Origin of the sequence: Pseudomonas morbosilactucae, from assembly GCF_023241665.1 — a bacterium.
Lineage (GTDB): Bacteria > Pseudomonadota > Gammaproteobacteria > Pseudomonadales > Pseudomonadaceae > Aquipseudomonas > Aquipseudomonas morbosilactucae.
The window spans coordinates 1-15,457 of record NZ_JALQCX010000007.1; the positions used below are offsets into that span (position 1 = coordinate 1).

Here is a 15,457-nt window from a genome sequence, read left to right on the forward strand (position 1 = left end):
CGGCGATGAGGGCCTGGAGATCGACGGTGATTTATCCGTCAGGCTTTTTGCCAGACCTTGGGCTTGAAGAACAAGGTCTCGCCACGGGCCAGTCCGATCAGGCTGTCGTGGTCTTTCACCACTTCGGCTTCGATCAAATCGCTCTGCCCTTCCACCTTGAGGGTCACTCGGGTGGTGGCGCCCAGCGGACGAATGTCGCGCACTTCAGCGGCATGGTGGTCTTCGAGTTCCGAACGTGACAACGACACTTCGTGCGGACGGAACAGCACGTGGTTGTCCTCGCCCAGGTGCAGGCGGTTGGAGTCGCCGAGGAAGTGGTAGACGAAATCGCTGGCTGGGTTCTCGTAGACCTCGCCCGGCGAACCGATCTGCTCGATCACGCCCTTGTTCATCACCACGATGCGGTCGGCCACTTCCATGGCTTCTTCCTGGTCGTGGGTCACGAACACCGACGTCAGGTTGATGTCTTCGTGCAGGCGCGCCAGCCAGCGGCGCAGCTCTTTACGCACCTTGGCGTCGAGAGCACCGAAGGGTTCGTCCAGCAGCAGCACTTTCGGCTCTACCGCCAGGGCGCGGGCCAGGGCGATACGCTGGCGCTGGCCACCGGAGAGTTGTTCCGGGTAGCGGTCGGACAGCCAGTCCAGTTGCACCATGTTCAGCAGCTCGTGGACCTTGGTCGCGATCTGGCTTTCCGTGGGGCGCTGGTTTTTCGGCTTCATGCGCAGGCCGAAGGCAACGTTGTCGAACACGGTCATGTGGCGGAACAGCGCGTAGTGCTGGAACACAAACCCGACGTTGCGATCACGCACGTCGTGGCCGGAGACGTCCTCACCGTGGAACACGATGCTGCCGTCGTCCGGGGTTTCCAGGCCGGCGATGATGCGCAGCAAGGTGGTCTTGCCGCAGCCGGACGGGCCGAGCAACGCCACCAGCTCGCCACTCTGGATGTCCAGATTGATGCTGTTCAGGGCCTTGAAGGCGTTGAAGTTCTTGCTGACATTACGGACTTCGATCGACATGAATTATTCCTCTGCCGCACTGGCGCGCAGGCGGTTGATGCGGTTCTCGCTCCACTGCTTGAGCAGCAGGATGAAGAGCGCCAGGATCAGCAACAGACTCGCCACCGCAAACGCGGCAACGTGGTTGTATTCGTTGTAGAGAATCTCGACGTGCAGCGGCAGGGTGTTGGTGACCCCGCGGATGTGCCCGGACACCACCGACACCGCACCGAACTCACCCATGGCCCGTGCAGTACACAGCACCACGCCGTAGATCAGGCCCCATTTGATGTTGGGCACGGTGACGTGCCAGAACATCTGCCAGCCATTGGCGCCCAGCAACCGCGCGGCCTCTTCTTCCTGGGTGCCCTGCTCCTGCATCAGCGGGATCAGTTCACGGGCGACGAAGGGCACGGTGACGAAGATGGTCGCCAGGACGATGCCCGGCAAGGCGAAGACGATCTGGATGTCGTGGTCCTGCAGCCACGGGCCGAACAGCCCCTGGGCGCCGAACATCAACACATAGACCAGACCGGCGATCACGGGCGACACCGAGAACGGCAGGTCGATCAGGGTCACCAGGATGCTTTTGCCACGGAAGTTGTACTTGCTCACGCACCAGGCGGCGCTGACCCCGAACACCAGGTTCAACGGCACCGAAATCAGCACGGCAATCACCGTGAGCTTCAGCGCCGACAGGGCGTCGGGTTCGAAGATCGCGGCAAAGAACGCACCGAGGCCGAGCTTGAGGCCCTGGGACACCACGATAAACAGCGGCAATAGCAGGAACAGGGCAAAGATCAGCCAGCCAAGGCCGATCAATACCCGCCGCGAAGCCGGGCTGCCACGACGGGCAGCATTGGCCGAGGAAGCGGCGGAAATAGACGATTGGGACATGTTCGCGCCTCCTTAAGGTCGTTCGATGCGGCGCTGCAGCAAGTTGATCAGCAGCAACAGGACAAAGGAAACCACCAGCATCAGCACGCCGATGGACGTGGCGCCGGTGTAATCGTACTGGTCGAGCTTGACCATGATCAGCAGCGGCAGAATCTCGGTCTTCATCGGCATGTTGCCGGCGATGAAGATCACCGAGCCGTACTCGCCGACGCCCCGGGCAAAGGCCAGGGCAAACCCGGTGAGCCAGGCCGGCAGCAGCGCCGGAACCAGGATGTGGCGGAACACCTGCCAGGGTTTGGCCCCCAGGCACGCGGCGGCCTCTTCGACCTCACGGGGGATATCGGCCAGTACCGGCTGCACCGTACGCACCACGAACGGCAAGGTGACGAAGGTCAGGGCCAGGGTGATGCCCAGCGGTGTGTAGGCGATCTTGAAGCCCAGGTCGGTGGCGAACTGGCCCACCAGCCCGGTGGGCGCATACAACGCAGTCAGGGCGATACCGGCCACGGCGGTGGGCAGGGCGAACGGCAGGTCGATCATCGCATCGATGATCTTGCGGCCGGGGAAGGTGTAGCGCACCAGCACCCAGGCCAGCAGCGTGCCAATGACGCCGTTGATGATGGCTGCGTAGAGCGCGGTGCCGAAGCTGAGTTTCAGCGCGGCCAGCACTCGGGGCGCCGAGATAATGGCCCAGAACTGATCCCAGGTGAGTTGAGCGGCATGGACAAACATTGCCGCCAGCGGAATAAGCACGATCAGGCTGAGGTACACCAAGGTGTAGCCCAGCGTCAGCCCGAAGCCGGGTATGACGGGGGAGATACGACGCGACATAAGAGTCCTTGGTTAGCGGAACCGATACGCAAAACCCGCAACTGAATGCGGGCTCTACCTTGTAGGAGCCGGCTTGTCGGCGAAAGGGCCCCAAACCGGGTACCAGCCTTCAGGGCGCCCTCGCTGGCAAGTCAGCTCCTACAACAGGCTTACTGCGCGGTGTAGATCTGGTCGAACACACCACCGTCATTGAAGAATTTCGGTTGCGCAGTTTTCCAGCCGCCGAAGTCCTTGTCGATAGTCACCAGGTCCAGTTTCGGGAATTGCTGGGCGTATTTGGCCGCCACCTTCTCGTCACGTGGACGATAGAAGTTTTTCGCCGCAATTTCCTGGCCCGCCGGGCTGTACAGGTGTTTCAGGTAGGCTTCGGCGATTTGCGTGTTGCCCTTTTTCTCGGCGTTCTTGTCGACCACGGCCACCGGTGGCTCGGCGAGGATCGACAGCGAAGGCACCACGATGTCGAACTTGTCGGCACCGCCATCTTCTTTCAGGGCCAGGAAGGCTTCGTTTTCCCAGGCCAGCAACACGTCACCCTGACCGTTGTTGACGAAGGTAATGGTCGAACCGCGAGCGCCGGTGTCGAGGATCGGCACGTGCTTGAACAGCTCTTTCACGTATTCCTGAGCCTTGGCTTCGCTGCCACCGGCTTTCAGGCCGTAGGCCCAGGCGGCGAGGAAGTTCCAGCGGGCACCGCCGGAGGTTTTCGGGTTCGGCGTGATCACCGACACGTCTTTCTTGATCAGGTCGCCCCAGTCCTTGATGCCTTTAGGGTTGCCCTTGCGCACCAGGAACACGATGGTCGAGGTGTACGGGGTGCTGGCGTCCGGCAGGCGGGTCTGCCAGTTTTCCGGCAGGGTCTTGCCCAGCTTGGCGATTTCGTCGATGTCGCCGGCCAGGGCCAGGGTCACCACGTCGGCACGCAGGCCGTCGATCACTGCGCGACCCTGTTTACCGGAGCCGCCGTGGGATTGCTGGATCTTCACGTTGTCGCCCGGGTGTTCCTTTTTCCAGAAGCTGGTGAATTCAGCGTTGTAGTCCTGGTACAGCTCACGGGTCGGGTCGTAGGACACGTTGAGCAGCTCGTAATCTTTGGCAACGGCGGAACCGGCAAAAACGGCGCTGGCGAGGGCAGCCAAGGCATAGTGACGAATCGAAGACATGGTGAAGCTCCTGAAATTTTTTGACGTGTTGGCTTTTCTTATGGCGCTTCAGGCCCGCATTCGTGCTTGAACGCTCTTCATTCTGCTGGGGGTCATGGCTGACGCCCTCCGGTTGTCCAGTCGGGCCTCTCGATCACGAGAGGGTGACGCGGAATTCAGCTGGGTTTGTTGCCGGGGTTTTGCAGACGGAATTTCTCTTTGCGCTCGATCTGCACGACCTGGGCGTTGTGCACAGTGATTTCCACTGCGCCGAAACGCAGATCGCGCAAGGCGCTTTGAATCTCGCGCAGAATGGTTGCTTCGTCCTGGCCGTCGACGCTACGTAGAGATGCGCTCATGGTTGCTGCTCCTGAATGGGATGTGCCGGGCAGTGGCGGCACTGCTGGTGGCGTGGAGCAATAGTAGATAGCCGCGGATATTCTTAAAAATACTATTTAAGAATGTTTATATAACTAAAAATACAATCCCTTGCAGGCCCTGTGCTGCCTGCGTTTGCACAGCCCAGGGGGTGATTCGCACGGGTCATGGAAGTGGCCCCAGGCCACCCGGGGAGGGGGCGTGGGGCATTCCCGGGCGGGCGCCCGGGAGTGAAGGAAGGGTTCGAACAAGCGAATCAGTGGATCGCCGGTGCCTTGTTCCAGTCCAACTGCGCGGCCGGTACCGGACGGCCGAACCAGTAGCCCTGGGCCAGGTCGCAGCCCTGGTCGAGGAGAAAGCGCGCCTGCTCCATCTGCTCGATGCCTTCGGCATGAACCTGCATGCCCATGCTTTGAGCCAGGGCGATGATGACCCGGGAAATCGCCGCGTCGTCCTCATCAGACGGCAAGCCGGCGACAAACCCCTGGTCGATCTTGAGTTTTTGCACCGGCAGGCGCTTGAGCCGCAGCAGGGACGAGTAACCGGTGCCGAAGTCGTCGATGGCCAGGCGTACCCCTAGCTCACGCAGGCGATGCATCTGCTCAAGGGCCACTTCCGGGTCTTCCATCACGGCGCTTTCCGTGACTTCCAGCTCCAGGAAAGCCGGGTCCAGGCCGGTGTCGTGCAGCACCTGGGCCACTTGCTGGTACAGCTCACGTCGGGCGAACAGGCGCGACGACACATTCACTGCGAGAAATGACAACACCACCCCGTCCGCCTGCCACTGGCACATCTGCTGGCAAGCGTGCTGCATGACCCAGGCGTCGATCTCGGCAATCAGCCCGGTGCGCTCGGCAATCGGGATGAACTCCGCCGGCGACACCAGGCCACGCTCGGGATGCTCCCAGCGCACCAGAGCCTCGACGCCGATCAAGCGGCTGCTCTTGAGGTCGTGCACCGGTTGGTAGAAGACCCGCAACTCCTGCTGCTCCAGGGCCCGGCGCAATTCGAAGGCGATTTCCACCCGCTGCTGGGCATGGGCGGTCAGCTCTTCGGTGTACAGGGCATAGCCGTCGCGACCGGCACTCTTGGCCTTGAACAGGGCCGAGTCGGCATTGCGCAACAGCTGTTCGGCGCTCAGGGCGTCACTGGGGAACAGGCTGATGCCGATGCTGGCGTTGATAAACAGTTGATGCCCCTCCAGCTCGAATGGCTGCTTCAGGCCGTCGATGATCCGCTGGGCCAGGGCGGCCGCCTGCACCAGCTGCGGGCAGCTCTCGGCCAGCACGGCAAACTCGTCGCCGCCCAGGCGCGCCAAGGTAATACCCGGGCCGAACATGCCTTGCAGGCGCGCAGCCACGGCCTTGAGCAATTGGTCGCCCAGGGTGTGGCCGAGGCTGTCGTTGATCATCTTGAAATGATCCAGGTCGATCAGCAGCAAGGCGCAGCCGCGCTTGTGGATCTGCGCCGACGCCAGGGCCTGTTCGGCACGGTCGGTGAACAGCAGGCGGTTGGGCAGGTCGGTGAGCGGGTCGTGGTGGGCCAAGTGGGCCAGTTCGTGCTCGGAATCCTTGATCGCGCTGATGTCGGAGAACACCGCCACATAGTGGCTGAGCTGGCCGTGATCATCCTGGATGGCGCGGATGGTCTGCCATTGCGGGTAAATCTCGCCGCTCTTGCGCCGGTTCCAGATTTCCCCGCTCCACTCGCCGGTGGCCTTCAGGGTCTGGAACATCGCCTGGTAGAAATCCAGGGAATGGTGGCCGGACTTGAACATGCTGGGCTGGTGGCCCAGGACTTCCTCACGCTGGTAACCGGTGATTTCCATGAAGGCCCGGTTGACGTGGACGATCTGGCCGCGAGTATCGCTGACCAGCACCCCTTCGCGGGTGCAGTCGAATACCGCTGCCGCCTGGCGCAGACGCTCGCGGTCTTCACGCTGGTGGCGCAGGCCGCGGTCGGCGCCCAGAAAGCGCAACAATCGGGCCCGGGCACAAAAGATCAGCGCCGCGCTGACCGTCACCCAGACATAACCATTGATCAGTTGCCAACGCGCCAGGTCCGCTGACTCATCGAAGAAACTGCTCAATAAATGATCACTCACCTGCAACCACACAATCGATAGCAGCAGGTAGAGCAGTGCGGCACGCAAGCCATTGCGATAAGAGACCGACATAAGGTCGTCTATGTCCTTACGAAAAGTTCGGGATTATAGAGGAAGAAACATTCCGCCACTCTTATCTGAAAGGCCGACTGGTTTTCTGCCGGGTGTTAGTGATAATGCGAGGGCTGTTTTTCTTTATCGAGGGCCCTATAGCCTATGTGGTACGAAGGTTTGCTTGGCTTGTCGCCTTGGCAATTGGTGGCAGTCACCCTGTTAATGACCCACGTGACCATCGTCGCTGTCACGGTCTATCTGCATCGCTACTCTGCCCATCGCTCCCTGGAGCTGAACGCCGGGCTTAAACACTTCTTCCGCTTCTGGCTGTGGCTGACCACGGCGCAGAACACCCGCGAGTGGACCGCCATCCACCGTAAGCACCACGCCAAGTGCGAAACCGTCGACGACCCCCACAGCCCGGTGATCAAGGGCCTGTCCACGGTGCTGCGCAAAGGCGCCGAGCTGTATCGGGAAGAAGCCCAGAACCCCGAAACCCTGCGCATCTACGGCAAGAACTGCCCGGAAGACTGGATCGAACGCAACCTCTACAGCCGCTACAAAATGGCCGGTATCGCCTTGATGGCGGTGATCGACTTGCTGCTGTTCGGCACCATCGGCATCACCATCTGGGCGATCCAGATGATGTGGATTCCATTCTGGGCCGCCGGGGTGATCAATGGCCTGGGCCACGCCGTGGGCTATCGCAACTTCGAATGCCGCGACGCCGCCACCAACCTGGTGCCGTGGGGCATCATCGTCGGCGGTGAAGAGCTGCATAACAATCACCACACCTACCCCAACTCGGCCAAGCTCTCGGTGAAAAAATGGGAGTTCGACATGGGCTGGGCCTGGATCAAGCTGTTCAGCTTCCTGCGCCTGGCCAAGGTCCAGCGGGTTGCGCCCATCGCCCACCGAGTGGAAGGCAAGGGCCACCTGGACATGGACACCGCCATGGCGATCCTCAACAACCGGTTCCAGATCATGGCCCAGTACCGCAAGCTGGTGATCGCGCCGCTGGTCAAGCAGGAGCTGGAGAAAGTCGACCATTCGGTACGTCATCAATTCCACCGTGCCAAGCGCCTGCTGTCGCGGGAAACCAGCCTGCTGGATGACCGTCACCATGTGCGTATCCAGACCATGCTGGAGCACAGCCAGGCCCTGAAAGTGATCTATGAAAAGCGCCTGGCGCTGCAACAGATCTGGGCCAAGACCAGCTCCAACGGTCACGACATGCTGGCAGCGATCAAGGACTGGGTACACGAGGCCGAGGCCAGCGGGATTCAGTCCCTGCGCGACTTCGCCAACCAGTTGAAAACCTACTCCCTGCGCCCCGCTACTGCCTGACGCCGTTGATCGGTGCGCCCCACTCTGGGGCGCACCGTTCGGAACTTAGCGGCAAATCCCCTATCTCAAGGAACACTTCGCCATCCAGGCGGGCTTTGTGTGGCCGCTGTTGAATACCGCGCGGCACGTCTTTGAGATTTGTGCCGATGGTCAACAAAAACCTAGAAACACCATCTTCCTTCCTCCCCCAGTGGCCCGAGGCCGCGCAGACCCTTATGGCGCTGATGCATGCCCAGGGTGAAGTCGCTCGCCTGACCGAACGCGAGCAGTTATTCAGCTCCTTGCTGGTCAGCGTCAACGCCGTGCTGTGGGCCTTCGACTGGGAGGCGCGCCAGGTGCTATATGTCAGCCCCGCCTATGAGCGCATCTTCGGCCGCGCCGCCGGTCGCTTGCTCGCGGACTTCAACGAATGGCGCGACAGCATCTACCCCGATGACCTGGATTACGCCGAGCGCAGCCTGGCCCAGGTCCTGGAAACCGGTGCCGTGGAAGACCGCGAATACCGCATCCTCGATGCTCAGGGGCAAGTCCGCTGGCTCAGCGACAAGTGCTTTATCAACCGCAATGCCGAGCCCGGCGAGCGGGTGATCATCGTCGGCATCGCCGAAGACATCACCGAGAAGAAGCAACTGGAAGCCGAGTTGCAGCGCCTGGCCACAACCGATGTGCTGACCCAGAGCAGCAACCGCCGGCACTTCTTCGAGTGCGCCCACCATGAGTTCGAGCAGGCCCGCCTGCAAGGCGCGCCCCTGGCGTTCCTGCTGCTGGATATCGATGACTTCAAGGTGATCAACGACAGCTACGGCCACCCCGAGGGCGATCTGGTCCTGCAGCGGGTGGCCGAAAGCGGCCGCGCCGCACTGCGCCGTGGCGACCTGTTCGGGCGCATTGGCGGAGAGGAGTTCGCAGCGGTGTTCCCCGGGTGCTCGCCGGACATGGCACAGCAGGTCGCCGAACGGCTGCAACGGGAGATCCAGCGCCAAAGCTTCAGCCACGGCGGCCAGAGCTTCAGCATCACCGTCAGCCAGGGCCTGACCAGCCTGCTGCCGGAAGATGAAACCCTCGACAGCCTGTTCGCCCGCGCCGACGCCGCCATGTACGAAGCCAAGCGCCAGGGCAAAAACCGTATTGTCACCGGGTAACCGAGGGTGGTTGCTCGCACGTAGGCCGTTTCGCCGGTACCCCGGCTTTCAGGGAAACGTTGGATGGACAAGGAGCAGTTGCTTAGGCGCGTGAACAGCAAGCGCAATGGTTGTCGGGGCAAGCGTTTGGTGTGCGTGCTGATTGGCTTGGCATTTTTGGTGCTGGGCGTGGCGCTGGCGCTGCGCAACGGGCCACACCCGGCGCAGTTGCTGACGCTGATTCCTGCGTGGCCGTTTTTCTACCTGGCATTTTTTGCCGAAGACCAGACCGTCGAAAGCTGGTTCGATCTGTGCGCGAGCCTGGGCAATTGAAAAGGGCCGGCAGGCGCCAGGGCAAAAACCGCATCGTCACCAGGCAACCAAAGGTGATTGCCTTCTTGTAGGAGCTGGCTTGCCAGCGATGGCGTCAGCGAGGCTGGTGCCGTGTTTGAGGGCGTGATCGCCGGCAAGCCGGCGCCTACAAGGGGATTAGCCTTTGCGCAGGCGCGCCAATTCCGGCAGGCCGATCTTCAGCAGGCGCGCGGTCTTGCTCCGGGCCACCTCTTCAGCGCCTTCATGGCTTCCCAAGCGTGCCAACTGCGCCGCCAGGTTCATCGCCAGCGCCTCACGGGAGTAGACCCCGCCGCCCAGGGCATAGACCGAAGCGATCAGCTCCCGCAACTCCAAGGGCATTCGCCAGCGAGTGCGCAACGCCGAGCCATAGGCGGCGCTGAACTCCTCCAGGGCGTCACCAATCTCTTCCTGGTCATCCAGTGCGCCCCCCGCCTGCTTCCACTCCTGCAGGCAGCGCAGCAACGCCAGATCACCCAGCCGATGCAGCAACCCGGCGCAGTAGCAACGCTCCTGGTCCAGGTCCAGCAAACGCGCCAGGCTACGGCCATATTCCGCAGTGTGCAGGGACAGGTTCCAATAGCGCTCGGCGTAGTCCGCCAGGGCCGGATCGCTCAAGCGCGCGCTGCGCTTGAGGGCCAGGCCGAGGATCAGGTTCATGCTTTGCCCGGTCCCCAGCCGATGCAGCGCCTGACCCAGGGTCTGCACCCCCTCGCCATGGTGCTGGGCGGCACTGTTGGCCGCGGCAATCAGCACCGCAGTGATCTGCGGGTCAGTGCGCACTTCATCTTCCAGCAAGCGGATGTCCAGCCCCTGGGGATTGAGGCTGCGCTTGACCGCCAGTTGCACGTCGGTCAGCAGCGGTGCACCGTCGGCAACATCGCGGCGGCGCTCCAGAAAGGTCCACAGGGTCATGCCTGGGGCCAGGGTCGGCACTTCGCATGCTACCTCTTGCCCGGCATCCAGCAGCAGGCCCTGCAGGCGCTGGGTCAGGCCTTCCATGTTGAGAGGCTTGGTCAGGTAGGCGGTGGGCGCCAGCGGCAGGGCCTCGCGCACGCTGGCACTGTCGCTGCGCGAGCTGAGGAGGATAAAGGGCAGCACCGGGTTGCGCTTGCGCTGGCGCACACTGCGCAACACGCTAAGGCCATCGACGCCCGGCAGTTCCCAATCGGCAATCACCAGGTCATAGGGTTTGGCAGCCAACAGGTCCAGCGCCTCCTGGCCCGTGGCACAAACATCCAGCTGTGCGTCACAGCGCACATTCAATAACACCTGTTTCAGCAAATCCCGGGACCAAGGGTCGGCCTCGGCAATCAACACACGGGGTACAGCAGGCAATTCCAAAGCCGTCATGCAAAACGCTCCTGGAGCAATCCTTTGCACCTTAGATCAATGCGGCGCCCTGCATAAAGAGTAAATGGCCTCCAGGCCTATCGATGACGAAAAAAAACCCGCCGAGGCGGGTTTTTTTCGATCAGGTCACAAACAATCAGAGTTCCGAGAAGCACTCTTCGATGATCGCCAGGCCTTTGTCCAACTGCTCGTCCGGCGAGGTCAGCGGAACCAGAACCCGCAGCACGTTGCCGTAGGTGCCACACGACAGCAGGATCAGGCCCTTGTCGCGAGCCTTGGCCACGACCTGCGCCACAGCGGCGGCGTTCGGCTTGTGGCTGTCGCCGTTCTCGAACAGCTCGACCGCGATCATCGCGCCCAGGGCACGCACTTCACCGATCACTGGGTACTTGGCCTGGATGGCCTTCAGGCCGCTGACCAGGCGCTCGCCCACGGCCTTGCAGCGGTCCAGCAGGTGCTCTTCTTCAAACACTTCCATCACCGCCAGCGCAGCGGCGCAAGCGATCGGGCTACCGGCGTAGGTGCCGCCCAGGCCGCCTGGAGCAATGGCGTCCATGTATTCAGCCTTGCCGCAAACACCGGCCAGCGGGAAACCGCCCGCGATGGATTTGGCGAAGGTGGTCAGGTCGGCAGCAACGCCCATCTGTTCCATGGCGAAGAAGGTGCCAGTACGGCCAGCGCCGGTCTGTACTTCGTCAGCGATCAGCAGGATGCCGTGTTGGTCGCACAGGGCACGCAGGCGCTTCATGAACTCTTTTGGCGCGACGTAGAAACCGCCCTCGCCCTGGACCGGCTCGATGATGATCGCAGCGATATCACGGGGCTCGGCGTCGTTCTTGAAGATGCGCTCGATGCTGGCGATGGAGTCGTCGATGCTCACGCCATGCAGTTCGTTCGGGTACAGGGCGCGGAACACGCCGCCCGGCATCAGGCCCATGCCGGCCGAGTACGGCACGACTTTACCGGTCAGGCCCAGGGTCATCATGGTGCGGCCGTGGTAGGCGCCGGTGAAGGCGATCACGCCAGCGCGGCCGGTGGCGGCACGGGCGATTTTCACGGCGTTCTCGACCGCTTCGGAACCCGTGGTCACCAGCAGGGTTTTCTTGGCGAAATCACCCGGGATCTTGGCGTTGATCTTTTCGCACACTTCCACGTACGGCTCGTAGGCCAGAACCTGGAAGCAGGTGTGGGTCAGCTTGTTCAGTTGCTCGGTCACTGCGGCGATGATTTTCGGGTGCACGTGACCGGTGTTCAGCACGGCGATACCGCCGGCGAAATCGATGAACTCGCGACCTTCAACGTCGGTCACGGTGGCGTTCTTCGCCGACTCGGCGAAGATCGGGTGAATCTGGCCAACACCGCGCGGTACAGCGGCTTCACGGCGTTTCATCAGGGATGCGTTGGTCTTGCTCATAGTGTCCTCATTCACCGCTGCAACAGCGGTGTGGTTCAAGGGTTGCGGGGCGGGGAGGCGCCTGCGGCAGCATGCGATGATCGACTGCGGCAGGGGTCCCGGGCCACCTTGAATAGTGCGTTTTTACAACGGCGCAAAGGGACAGCGCTCTCGTGCCCCTTGCGCTTGAAACCGGATCAGATACCCAGGCAGAGGTATTTGATTTCCAGGTAATCCTCGATCCCGTACTTGGAACCTTCACGGCCCAGGCCCGAGGCCTTGATGCCGCCGAACGGCGCCACTTCGTTGGAGATCAAACCGGTGTTGACGCCAACCATGCCGTATTCCAGGGCTTCCGCCACACGGAACACCCGGCCCAGGTCGCGAGCGTAGAAGTAGGACGCCAGGCCGAACTCGGTGTCGTTGGACATGGCGATGACTTCGGCTTCGTCTTTGAAGCGGAACAGCGGCGCCAATGGGCCGAAGGTTTCTTCCTTGGCCACGGCCGCGTTTTTCGGCACGTTGGTGAGGATGGTCGGTTCGAAGAAGTTGCCTTCCATCGAATTGCCACCCGCCAGCAGGGTCGCGCCTTTGCTCAGGGCGTCGGCGATGTGTTCCTTGACCTTGGCCACGGCTTTTTCATCGATCAGCGGGCCGGTGGTGGTGCCTTCTTCCAGACCGTTGCCGATCTTCAGCTTGGCCACCGCGACTTTCAGCTTCTCGGCGAACGCGTCGTAGACCGAATCCTGGATGTACAGGCGGTTGGCGCAGACACAGGTCTGGCCGTTGTTGCGGTACTTGGAGATGATCGCGCCTTCGACGGCCTTATCCAGGTCCGCGTCGTCGAACACGATAAACGGCGCGTTGCCGCCCAGCTCCAGGGACACTTTCTTGATGTCCTTGGCGCATTCGGCCATCAGCTGGCGACCGATTTCGGTGGAGCCCGTGAACGACAGCTTGCGCACGATCGGGTTGCTGGTCAGCTCGCCGCCGATGTCGCCAGCACTGCCGGTAACCACGCTCAGCACGCCTTTCGGAATGCCGGCACGGTGCGCCAGTTCCACCAGGGCCAAGGCCGAGAATGGGGTTTGCGAAGCAGGCTTGATGACCATGGTGCAACCGGCGGCCAGGGCCGGGCCGGCTTTACGGGTGATCATCGCTGCCGGGAAGTTCCACGGGGTGATGGCTGCGGTCACGCCGATCGGCTGCTTGATCACGATCAGGCGCTTGTCGGGCTGGTGGCCCGGAATCACGTCACCGTAGATGCGCTTGGCTTCTTCGGCGAACCACTCGATGAAGGAAGCCGCGTAAGCGATTTCGCCCTTGGCTTCGGCCAATGGCTTGCCCTGCTCCAGGGTCATCAGGCGACCGAGGTCGTCCTGGTTTTCGATCAGCAATTCGAACCAGCGGCGCAGCTTGTTGGCGCGCTCTTTGGCGGTCAGGGCACGCCAGGCTGGCAGGGCGTTGTCGGCGGCTTCGATGGCACGACGGGTTTCAGCGGCACCCATCTTCGGCACGGTGCCGATGATTTCGCCGGTGGCCGGGTTGTTCACTTTGATCGTCTGGCCATTGTCCGCGTCGACCCAGGCCCCATCGATAAAGGCTTGTTGACGGAACAATTGGGCGTCTTTGAGCTGCATGTCGGCTTCCTTAACAGCACCGCGCATACGCGGGGCGAATTGTGATTGTTGAAAGGCGCCTGGCAGAGGTCGAAAGCGCTGGCGCTTTCGTCCATCGGTCATCAGGCTGCCGTCAGGGAAATCATTCACTGGGCTGAAGCACAGAAAGAGCGCACTGAGGATAGACGTGCGGTTCAGCGCCCAGATTGAGAGCGTTTGAAATCTCAAACGAATCCTAGGATCAAAGGGGGTAAAGGACAATAGCCTGTTCGAAAAAAAGAACGTGAACGGTTGCCTGGTCGAATATTTCGGATAAACGTCACTCAGACGACAGCTACAAAAACGCCCTTGTCACCCCGTCAGAGGTGGCAAGAACGTTGGTGTGGTCACCCTGTGGAACCGGGTGTTCAAACCTTCAGGACTTAAAGGAATTGAGCAGGGTCAGCAGACTCCTGAGGTCATCGGGCATCCCGCGCTGGGCGATGCTCTCGGTCGCTTCCGCACCGGCGCAACTGTCGACACCATCGACGAATGTCATCGGCTGCCAAGTGGGGCTGCGGGCCGCTGCCGATGCCCGCCCCCCCAGATTGATGGCTTGCCCAGAGCTCGCCTTGTCCGAGATATCCAACGATCCACGGAGCTTGTTATCGGCGGGTTTAATGACTTCTGCCTTGAGCTGCGGTCGGCCGGGTCGTTGCTGTTCAAGCAGCGCAAGAAGCTCTACTGGATGTTTCGGCAACTGGCCGTTAGCCGCCAGCGATGCGACGAATGGCTCCAGAATCTCCTTTTCATATGCCGTTAAGGGGCGCTTCAAATAAGCTTCGACAACTGAAATGATCGACTTCAAATGACTATCAGGGGTTTCTGTCATCGGATGCTCCCTCCCAGGGTGGCGTACAAAGAAACAACCAGGCTATTGCCCACGGCCCCGACGAAGGGCCGAACAAGTGCACTAACGACCAGTGGCCGGGTCGAGCGGGTCCGCTGCCGCGCTCGCGGCCTCCCCGGCTGTCGGTACGGCGGCGCCGAGCAGCACATCGGCACTCAGTATCTGCAAACGATCCTCGGTGGCGGCGAGTTGATCGCCCTCGGCCGGGTGGTCGCTCATCTGCTTGAGCAATACGGCCTGGGCCGCCAGCGCCACTTTGCTGTCCGCAGCGAAGTAGCCGTCGGCCGATGGCGAGAGCCCGGGGACCTGGCGGGCGCTCATATCCTGATCAAGGGACGTCGAAGGCGGGGCCAACACATCAGTGATTGGCGAATTAACGAGGGGGTCGGACACACATCACTCCTTGATAAACGGGGCTGTGCGACAGCGCCAAGGTGCAACGACAACAGCCGAATAAAAGTCGCCAAAGAACTCTAGCTCAACCTCACGACAGTGATAGCCCCATGACTTGCGCCACCGTCGCCACCCACAAGCTTTGAACAACGCCCTCAGCGCGGACCTTTTTCCGGCTGCCAAGCACCCGACACCGCTCATAACGACGCGGCGCCTACCGCTGCCCACGAAACAAAAACCGGCGTGGACGCCCCGAGCGGACATGGGTATGATGTCGCCCGCACTGCATCCGTAGCTCAGCTGGATAGAGTACTGCCCTCCGAAGGCAGGGGTCGTGGGTTCGAATCCCGCCGGGTGCACCAGATTGCAAGCGAGACCTGTCCCAGACAGTCTACGAAACACCCTAAAAAGCCCGCCTTGTGCGGGCTTTTTTGTTTCTGGCGATCCATCCCTGTGTCGGCAGTCCAGCCTGGGCACCCCAGCTTAAGCGCTCGGTTGAAGAGCGGCTGGCCGCGCCATTTTCCGAATCATTCATCCCCAGAGACGCCGATCTCGTTCGCTTGGTCCGCCATGTCCAAGCAGGCGGTGGT

At 61.7% G+C, this 15,457-nt stretch carries 14 protein-coding genes and 1 tRNA gene; 4 read left to right on the forward strand and 11 right to left on the reverse strand.

Annotated elements, in window-relative coordinates; genetic code table 11:
* Positions 1 to 38 precede the first annotated feature (38 nt).
* From M1B35_RS04505 to dibA, 6 genes are all read right to left on the reverse strand, one after another.
* Positions 39 to 1,019: a sulfate/molybdate ABC transporter ATP-binding protein gene (locus M1B35_RS04505; protein WP_123328930.1), complete on the reverse strand. Its 981-nt coding sequence runs from the start codon at positions 1,017 to 1,019 to the stop codon at positions 39 to 41.
* Between the two features lie 3 nt (positions 1,020 to 1,022).
* Positions 1,023 to 1,895, reverse strand: coding sequence for a sulfate ABC transporter permease subunit CysW (cysW, locus tag M1B35_RS04510; RefSeq protein WP_123328928.1), 873 nt, complete (start codon positions 1,893 to 1,895; stop codon positions 1,023 to 1,025).
* 12 nt (positions 1,896 to 1,907) lie between these two features.
* A complete protein-coding gene (gene cysT, locus M1B35_RS04515; protein ID WP_268261338.1) occupies positions 1,908 to 2,726 on the reverse strand; it encodes a sulfate ABC transporter permease subunit CysT in 819 nt (272 codons plus the stop codon).
* A 149-nt stretch (positions 2,727 to 2,875) separates the two neighbouring features.
* The gene (locus tag M1B35_RS04520) at positions 2,876 to 3,886 is read right to left on the reverse strand and encodes a sulfate ABC transporter substrate-binding protein (RefSeq protein ID WP_123328924.1); all 1,011 of its coding nucleotides are present in this window, start codon (positions 3,884 to 3,886) and stop codon (positions 2,876 to 2,878) included.
* A 155-nt stretch (positions 3,887 to 4,041) separates the two neighbouring features.
* Positions 4,042 to 4,224, reverse strand: a complete 183-nt coding sequence (oscA, locus tag M1B35_RS04525; protein WP_007941032.1) for a sulfur starvation response protein OscA — start codon at positions 4,222 to 4,224, stop codon at positions 4,042 to 4,044.
* Between the two features lie 275 nt (positions 4,225 to 4,499).
* Positions 4,500 to 6,419 (reverse strand): phosphodiesterase DibA, encoded by a 1,920-nt coding sequence (gene dibA / locus M1B35_RS04530; RefSeq protein WP_123328922.1) that lies wholly within the window; start codon positions 6,417 to 6,419, stop codon positions 4,500 to 4,502.
* A gap of 144 nt (positions 6,420 to 6,563) precedes the next feature.
* Here dibA and desA point away from each other — a divergent pair, with 144 nt between their 5' ends.
* The 3 genes from desA to M1B35_RS04545 all read left to right on the forward strand — a co-directional run bounded on the left by desA (position 6,564) and on the right by M1B35_RS04545 (position 9,202).
* A complete protein-coding gene (gene desA, locus M1B35_RS04535; RefSeq protein WP_123328920.1) occupies positions 6,564 to 7,748 on the forward strand; it encodes a delta-9 fatty acid desaturase DesA in 1,185 nt (394 codons plus the stop codon).
* Positions 7,749 to 7,894: 146 nt separating this feature from the next.
* Positions 7,895 to 8,890 (forward strand): GGDEF domain-containing protein, encoded by a 996-nt coding sequence (locus tag M1B35_RS04540; protein WP_123328918.1) that lies wholly within the window; start codon positions 7,895 to 7,897, stop codon positions 8,888 to 8,890.
* Positions 8,891 to 8,953: 63 nt separating this feature from the next.
* The gene (locus M1B35_RS04545; protein ID WP_148053460.1) at positions 8,954 to 9,202 is read left to right on the forward strand and encodes a hypothetical protein; all 249 of its coding nucleotides are present in this window, start codon (positions 8,954 to 8,956) and stop codon (positions 9,200 to 9,202) included.
* Between the two features lie 156 nt (positions 9,203 to 9,358).
* On the opposite strand, the gene M1B35_RS04550 is transcribed toward M1B35_RS04545, so the two are convergent.
* The 5 genes from M1B35_RS04550 to M1B35_RS04570 form a co-directional block, all read right to left on the reverse strand.
* Positions 9,359 to 10,573: a response regulator gene (locus tag M1B35_RS04550; RefSeq protein WP_268261339.1), complete on the reverse strand. Its 1,215-nt coding sequence runs from the start codon at positions 10,571 to 10,573 to the stop codon at positions 9,359 to 9,361.
* 136 nt (positions 10,574 to 10,709) lie between these two features.
* Positions 10,710 to 11,987 (reverse strand): 4-aminobutyrate--2-oxoglutarate transaminase, encoded by a 1,278-nt coding sequence (gabT, locus tag M1B35_RS04555; RefSeq protein WP_123328912.1) that lies wholly within the window; start codon positions 11,985 to 11,987, stop codon positions 10,710 to 10,712.
* A gap of 176 nt (positions 11,988 to 12,163) precedes the next feature.
* A complete protein-coding gene (gabD, locus tag M1B35_RS04560) occupies positions 12,164 to 13,606 on the reverse strand; it encodes an NADP-dependent succinate-semialdehyde dehydrogenase (RefSeq protein ID WP_268261340.1) in 1,443 nt (480 codons plus the stop codon).
* Positions 13,607 to 14,000: 394 nt separating this feature from the next.
* A complete protein-coding gene (locus tag M1B35_RS04565; RefSeq protein ID WP_123328908.1) occupies positions 14,001 to 14,456 on the reverse strand; it encodes a hypothetical protein in 456 nt (151 codons plus the stop codon).
* Between the two features lie 81 nt (positions 14,457 to 14,537).
* Entirely contained in the window at positions 14,538 to 14,867 is a 330-nt protein-coding gene (locus M1B35_RS04570) for a hypothetical protein (RefSeq protein WP_268261341.1), read from the reverse strand.
* A 285-nt stretch (positions 14,868 to 15,152) separates the two neighbouring features.
* Between M1B35_RS04570 and M1B35_RS04575 the strand changes: the two genes are divergently transcribed.
* Positions 15,153 to 15,229 (forward strand) — tRNA-Arg (locus M1B35_RS04575).
* Positions 15,230 to 15,457: the final 228 nt, after the last annotated feature.